This is a genomic window from Marinobacter sp. AC-23 (assembly GCF_001858325.1).
Classification (GTDB): Bacteria; Pseudomonadota; Gammaproteobacteria; order Pseudomonadales; family Oleiphilaceae; genus Marinobacter.
On the sequence record NZ_MBPP01000061.1, the window covers coordinates 1 to 5,513 of the forward strand.

The window sequence follows — 5,513 nt, forward strand, 5'->3', positions numbered from 1 at the left end:
AGGTTCATCCAATATAATCATGTTTGGGCGGCTCATAAGCGCGCGCCCGATTGCCAGCATTTGTTGTTCACCACCAGACATGGTGCCCGCGCGCTGCAGTTCACGTTCTTTCAGGCGCGGGAAGAGCTCGTACACATGCGCTTGGCTTTTGCGTATCTCGGATTTCGTATTGAAGAACCCGCCCATGTGCAGGTTCTCTTCAACCGTAAGGCCAGAAAATATTCGCCTGCCTTCAGGCACTATGGCCAGTCCCGAGCGCATGATCTTTGCTGTGGGTTCGTTGGTGATATCTCGGCCCTCCAGGATTATGCGTCCAGAACTGGCCTGTGGCGTTCCACACACGGTCATTAGAAGTGTGGTTTTTCCAGCGCCGTTTGCGCCGATCAGCGATACGATTTCGCCCCGGTTAACTTCAACAGAAACCCCGTGCAGGGCTTCAATCTTTCCGTAATGGGTGTGGACATCTTCTAGTACAAGCATGCTCATGTTTCAGGCCTCGCCCAGGTAGGCTTTGATCACGTCGTCGTTATGGCGGATTTCTTCCGGCGTACCACTGGCCAAGGGCTTGCCCTGGTTGATGACGTTAATCCGGTCAGAAATATCCATTACCAGGCTCATGTCGTGCTCAATCAACACCACGGAAACGTTGTAGTCCTCCTTCAGGCTGATGATAAGCTGATTGAGTTCTTTGGTTTCCGCCGGGTTGAGGCCGGCTGCTGGCTCGTCGAGCATTAATAGTTTGGGCTCGGTAACCATGCAGCGAGCTATTTCAAGTCGCCGTTGCTGGCCGTATGCCAAATTACCTGCATCCCGGTTGGCGAGATCCAGAAGGCCGACGCGTTCCAGCCAGTAAGCCGCGCGATCCAGTGACTTCTGTTCCCGCGCCTTGTAGTTGGGGGTGCCCAGAAGGCCTGCAAGCATGTTGGTGTTTAGGTGGCGGTGTTGGGCCACAAGCAAGTTTTCCACAACCGACATCTGGGTGAACAGACGAACGTGCTGAAAGGTTCTTACCATGCCCAGCCGGGAGATTTTGTAATCCGGCTTGCCTTGCATTTCTTTGCCTTCGAAAAGAATTTTGCCACCGGTCGGTTTATAAAAACCGCTCATGCAGTTGAACACGGTGGTTTTTCCGGCCCCGTTGGGTCCGATGATGGACACGATTTCCCGTTCCTTAACGTCCAGTGACACCTGGTCTACCGCCAGCAGGCCGCCAAAGCGCATGGACAGATTCTGTACTTCAAGCATCGTCCGTCACTCCTGCTTGTGCAATTTGATATGAATACGCTTCATAGGCAGCATGCCCTGTGGACGCCAAACCATCATCAATACCATGGCGGCGCCGAAAATCAGCATTCGGTATTCGGAAAATTCCCGAGCCAATTCCGGCAAAATGGTCACCGCGATCGCTGCCAGTATCACGCCAAGCTGTGATCCCATGCCGCCCAGAACCACAATTGCCAGAATGATGGCAGATTCCAGAAAAACAAAGGACTCCGGGCTTATAAACCCTTGTTTGGAAGCAAAAACGGTACCCGCAAAACCGGCAAAGAACGCGCCGATGGTAAATGCAGAGAGTTTGACAGCGGTACGGCTGAGGCCGAGTGAGCGCGCCGCGATTTCATCTTCGCGCAGGGCTTCCCATGCACGGCCTACTGGCATGCGCATAAACCGCCGGATGATCAGCGCAGTAATAACCGCAAGCACAAGAGCGATCAGGTACAGAAAGATAACCTTGTGCTCTCCGCTGTAGGCGATACCGAAAGTTTCGTGGAAAGATGTATTGCCCTCCTCTTTAACGCGACGGCCAAATTCCATGCCGAAAAAGGTTGGGTCGGGTATGCCGCCTATGCCGTTTGGGCCGCCGGTGAGGCTTGTCCAGTTGTTAAGCAGGATACGGATGATCTCGCCAAAGCCCAAGGTGACGATGGCCAGATAATCCCCCCGTAATCGCAATACCGGAAAGCCCAGCAGTAGCCCAAATAAGCCTGCTAATAGCGCCCCTATGGGCAAGGCCATCCAGAATGAAATGCCCGTGTATTGTGATAAAAGCGCAAAGGTGTAAGCGCCAACTGCGTAGAAAGCCACATAGCCGAGATCCAGCAAGCCAGCCAGGCCAACAACCACGTTAAGGCCTAGCGCAAGCATGATGTAAATCAGCACCAATGTGGCCAGATCTACAGAGCCTCGCGAGACAAAGAAGGGCCAGAACAGAGCCAGCACCAGGAGCCCGGTCATTATCCAGGATTCTAGCTTTACACGCTTGGATTGCTCCATGGGTTCTTTGTGTGCAAGAGGATTAAGCGTGGGCAATTTGCCCAGCATGCCCATAAACGAATCACGGAACGCCTGGAATACAAATACCGCAACAGCGGCCATAAAGATGGCAATGTACGTTGAGGTTTTGGCGCCGGTGAGCGTGATGTTTACGCCCTGGGCTTCCAGGTTGAGACCGAGAATAGGGAACGAAATTATCAACGTGACAATCGCGCAGAATAGCGCGTGTCTGTAATTGTTAGCAGCCATCAGATCTTCTCAACCTCCGGTTTGCCAAGCAGCCCCGTGGGTTTAAACAGCAAAATGAGGATCAATAAGCCGAAGGAAACCACGTCTTTATACTCACCGCTGAGGTAGCCGGACGTCATGCTTTCAGACACGCCAAGAATAAGCCCGCCAAGCATGGCGCCGGGTATGCTGCCAATACCGCCAAGCACGGCGGCCGTAAAGGCCTTAAGGCCCGCAATGAAACCGAACAAAGGATCAACCGAACCGTAATACATGCCCAAGAGCAGGCCGGCCACTGCCGCCAGCGCGGCGCCGATGACAAAGGTGGCTGAGATAATGCGGTTGGTGTCGATGCCCAGAAGACTCGCCATGCCTAAATCTTGGGAGACTGCCCGGCAGGCACGGCCTGTGCGAGAACGGGAAATGAACAGCGAGAGTGCCGTCATGCAAATCAAGGTAGTTACAAAAATAGTGATCTGCATGTAAGACAGAGACATTTCGAACGCGCCATCAGCGCTGAAATTGAACCCACCCTCAATAAGTGCCGGGAAGCCGACATTGCGAGAGCCCTGGGCAAGGTGAACGTAGTTTTGCAAGAAGATGGACATGCCGATTGCAGAAATCAGTGGGATCAGACGGTGCCTGCCACGTACCGGGCGATAGGCAACCCGCTCTACTGCCCAGCCCATAGAGCTGGAAACAATTATCGCACACAGAAGCGCAACGATAAGGATCAAGGGCAGCCAGGCAAGTCCAAGAGCTGTGAGGCCGGTAATTGCAATAAGCGCGGTGTAGGCGCCGATCATGTAGATCTCACCATGGGCAAAGTTGATCATGCCGATGATGCCGTAAACCATCGTATAACCGATGGCGATCAGGGCGTAGGCGCTCCCGATCGTCAGCCCGTTGATGAGCTGCTGAGAGAAGTAAAGGAGGTCTTGCATTGTTATTTGACTCCGGAGGCCTGCTCCCTCCGCTGCATCAGCCCGGGCACGGGATAACCGCGCTGGGTGTGAGACAGAGTCAACAGGAGCCTAGAAAAACACCTTCTCCCGGATCGCGGTGAGAAGGTGCTCTAATGATTACCGTTAATTAACGATTGGGCTTAGTTTACCGGAGTTTTGCTGCCATCTGAATGCCATTCGTACACAACAAACTCGAATGACTTCATGTCGCCGGCTTTGTCGTATTCAACTGTGCCGATGGGTGTCTCAAAGGTTCCGCTGCGTAGGGCTGCTGCAACGTCGAATGGGTCTTTGGATTCAGCTGCTTCGATACCTTCAGCAACTAGCTGAACGGCCGCGTATGAGGTCAGCACGAACGGGCCTGAAGGGTCCTCACTCTTGGCTTCGAAGGCTTTTACCAAATCCTGGTTTTCTGCCTTTTCATCAAAGCTTGGGGGTAGGGTTACCAAAAGTCCTTCTGCGGCTTCACCGGCAATGGTGTTGATGTCTTTATTACCAACGCCTTCAGGACCCATGAACTTCGCATCCAGGTCGGCCTGGCGTGCTTGGCGCAGGATCAGGCCCAGCTCTGGGTGGTAGCCGCCAAAGTAAACGTAATCCACGTTGGCTTGCTTGAGCTTGGTCACTAGCGATGAAAAATCTTTGTCGCCGGCGGTAACACCTTCAAACATGGCAATCTCGATGCCTTTGTCTTTCAGGGTATCGCGTACTGCGGTGGCAATGCCTTCGCCGTACTGCTGCTTATCGTGAATAATTGCAACGCGCTCAGGGTTCTGGCTGGCGATGTAGTTACCGGCAACAGGGCCCTGCATGCTGTCGAGCCCGATGGTACGGAAAACCAGCTCATAGCCACGCTCTGTGACTTCCGGGCTGGTTGAGGCCGGAGTAATCATCAGTATGCCTTCATCCTCATAAATGTCTGAGGCAGGTTGGGTCGAGCTGGAGCAAAGGTGACCAATTACAAATTTTACGCCATCGTTCACCAGGCGGTTTGCTACCGTAACGGCCTGCTTGGGGTCGCATACGTCGTCGTATTCTACGGCGACGAGCTTTTCGCCCATCACGCCGCCATTGGCGTTGATTCGCTCAATGGCCATACGAGCACCGGAGAATTGCATGTCGCCATACTGGGCAACGGGGCCGGTCATTGGGCCTGCAATACCGATTTGTATGTCTGCGGTTGCGTAACCCGCGCCCATGAGGGCAACGGTAGTACTAACGGCGGTGACGAGTTTTTTTAGTGGAGTTGTCATTGTGTTTATCCTGTGTTCTTCAGCATTATTATTATGGTCTCAAAGGGTAAACAAACACTACCGATGTGACCTTGTCAAGTTGGCCGAAGGCCTGGTCGGTAATTTAACACTTTGGAGGGAGCAGGTAAAAACCGCTACTTGCATTCAAGGGTACAAAAACCTTTAATGCTTAGTGGTGTAAATAAAAGGCGAAAGGCCTCATTGGAGTAGTAGCACAGTGAACAACTATGAACATGTTTTGGTAGCGCTCAGACGTGTTATCCGGGCAACGGATCTTCATTCCAAACGTCTCAGCAAAAATGCCGGTCTTACTGGCCCGCAGCTCTTAATCATGCGAACAATTCGGGACCTGGGTGAGGTTACTATCGGCACCATTGCCGACAAGGTAAGTCTAAGCCAGGCTACTGTTACAACGATCCTTGATCGCCTGGAACATCGGCAGTTGGTTTACCGTGTTCGCAGCACTCAGGATAAACGCAAGGTTCATGCGCACCTTACTGAGAGTGGTGCAGATATACTTTCTCGTGCGCCGAACCCACTACAGGAAGATTTCATTAAGAAGTTCCAGAACCTGCACGAGTGGGAACAAAACATGATCCTGGCGTCGCTGCAGCGGGTTGCGAACATGATGGATGCAGACGACATTGATGCCTCACCCGTATTGGATGTTGGCCCTATGCTGAAAGACGATGGATGGAAGGAAAAAGCCTAGGCCTTCTCCTTTCACCGGTTTAGTGCACAGACGAGTCTGTTCGGGGTTTGTTGCCAAAGCACACCTGAAACACATCGTTGT

General features: G+C 52.8%; 6 protein-coding genes. 1 reads left to right on the forward strand and 5 read right to left on the reverse strand.

Translation table 11 applies throughout. The features are described 5' to 3' along the window. The 5 genes from BCA33_RS16280 to BCA33_RS16300 all read right to left on the reverse strand — a co-directional run. Positions 1–480: ABC transporter ATP-binding protein (locus BCA33_RS16280; RefSeq protein ID WP_071267514.1), on the reverse strand; the 480-nt coding region annotated here is incomplete at its 3' end. 9 nt (positions 481–489) lie between these two features. Further along, positions 490–1,245 (reverse strand): high-affinity branched-chain amino acid ABC transporter ATP-binding protein LivG, encoded by a 756-nt coding sequence (livG, locus tag BCA33_RS16285; protein WP_071267504.1) that lies wholly within the window; start codon positions 1,243–1,245, stop codon positions 490–492. A gap of 6 nt (positions 1,246–1,251) precedes the next feature. After that, complete coding sequence (locus BCA33_RS16290) at positions 1,252–2,523, reverse strand: high-affinity branched-chain amino acid ABC transporter permease LivM (RefSeq protein ID WP_071267506.1); 1,272 nt, start codon at positions 2,521–2,523, stop codon at positions 1,252–1,254. Beyond that, positions 2,523–3,446, reverse strand: a complete 924-nt coding sequence (gene livH / locus BCA33_RS16295; protein ID WP_071267508.1) for a high-affinity branched-chain amino acid ABC transporter permease LivH — start codon at positions 3,444–3,446, stop codon at positions 2,523–2,525. Before livH ends, BCA33_RS16290 begins: the two co-directional genes overlap by 1 nt. A 161-nt stretch (positions 3,447–3,607) precedes the next feature. After that, positions 3,608–4,720, reverse strand: a complete 1,113-nt coding sequence (locus BCA33_RS16300) for a branched-chain amino acid ABC transporter substrate-binding protein (RefSeq protein ID WP_071267510.1) — start codon at positions 4,718–4,720, stop codon at positions 3,608–3,610. Between the two features lie 217 nt (positions 4,721–4,937). Here BCA33_RS16300 and BCA33_RS16305 point away from each other — a divergent pair, with 217 nt between their 5' ends. Next, positions 4,938–5,432, forward strand: coding sequence for a MarR family winged helix-turn-helix transcriptional regulator (locus BCA33_RS16305; protein WP_071267512.1), 495 nt, complete (start codon positions 4,938–4,940; stop codon positions 5,430–5,432). Positions 5,433–5,513: the final 81 nt, after the last annotated feature.

Bases quoted from the DNA above. Each gene is read 5' to 3' on its own strand.
- livH (WP_071267508.1), bottom strand. From the start codon at position 3,446: ATGCAAGACCTCCTTTACTTCTCTCAGCAGCTCATCAACGGGCTGACG.
- BCA33_RS16300 (WP_071267510.1), bottom strand. From the start codon at position 4,720: ATGACAACTCCACTAAAAAAACTCGTCACCGCCGTTAGTACTACCGTT.
- BCA33_RS16290 (WP_071267506.1), bottom strand. From the start codon at position 2,523: ATGGCTGCTAACAATTACAGACACGCGCTATTCTGCGCGATTGTCACG.
- livG (WP_071267504.1), bottom strand. From the start codon at position 1,245: ATGCTTGAAGTACAGAATCTGTCCATGCGCTTTGGCGGCCTGCTGGCG.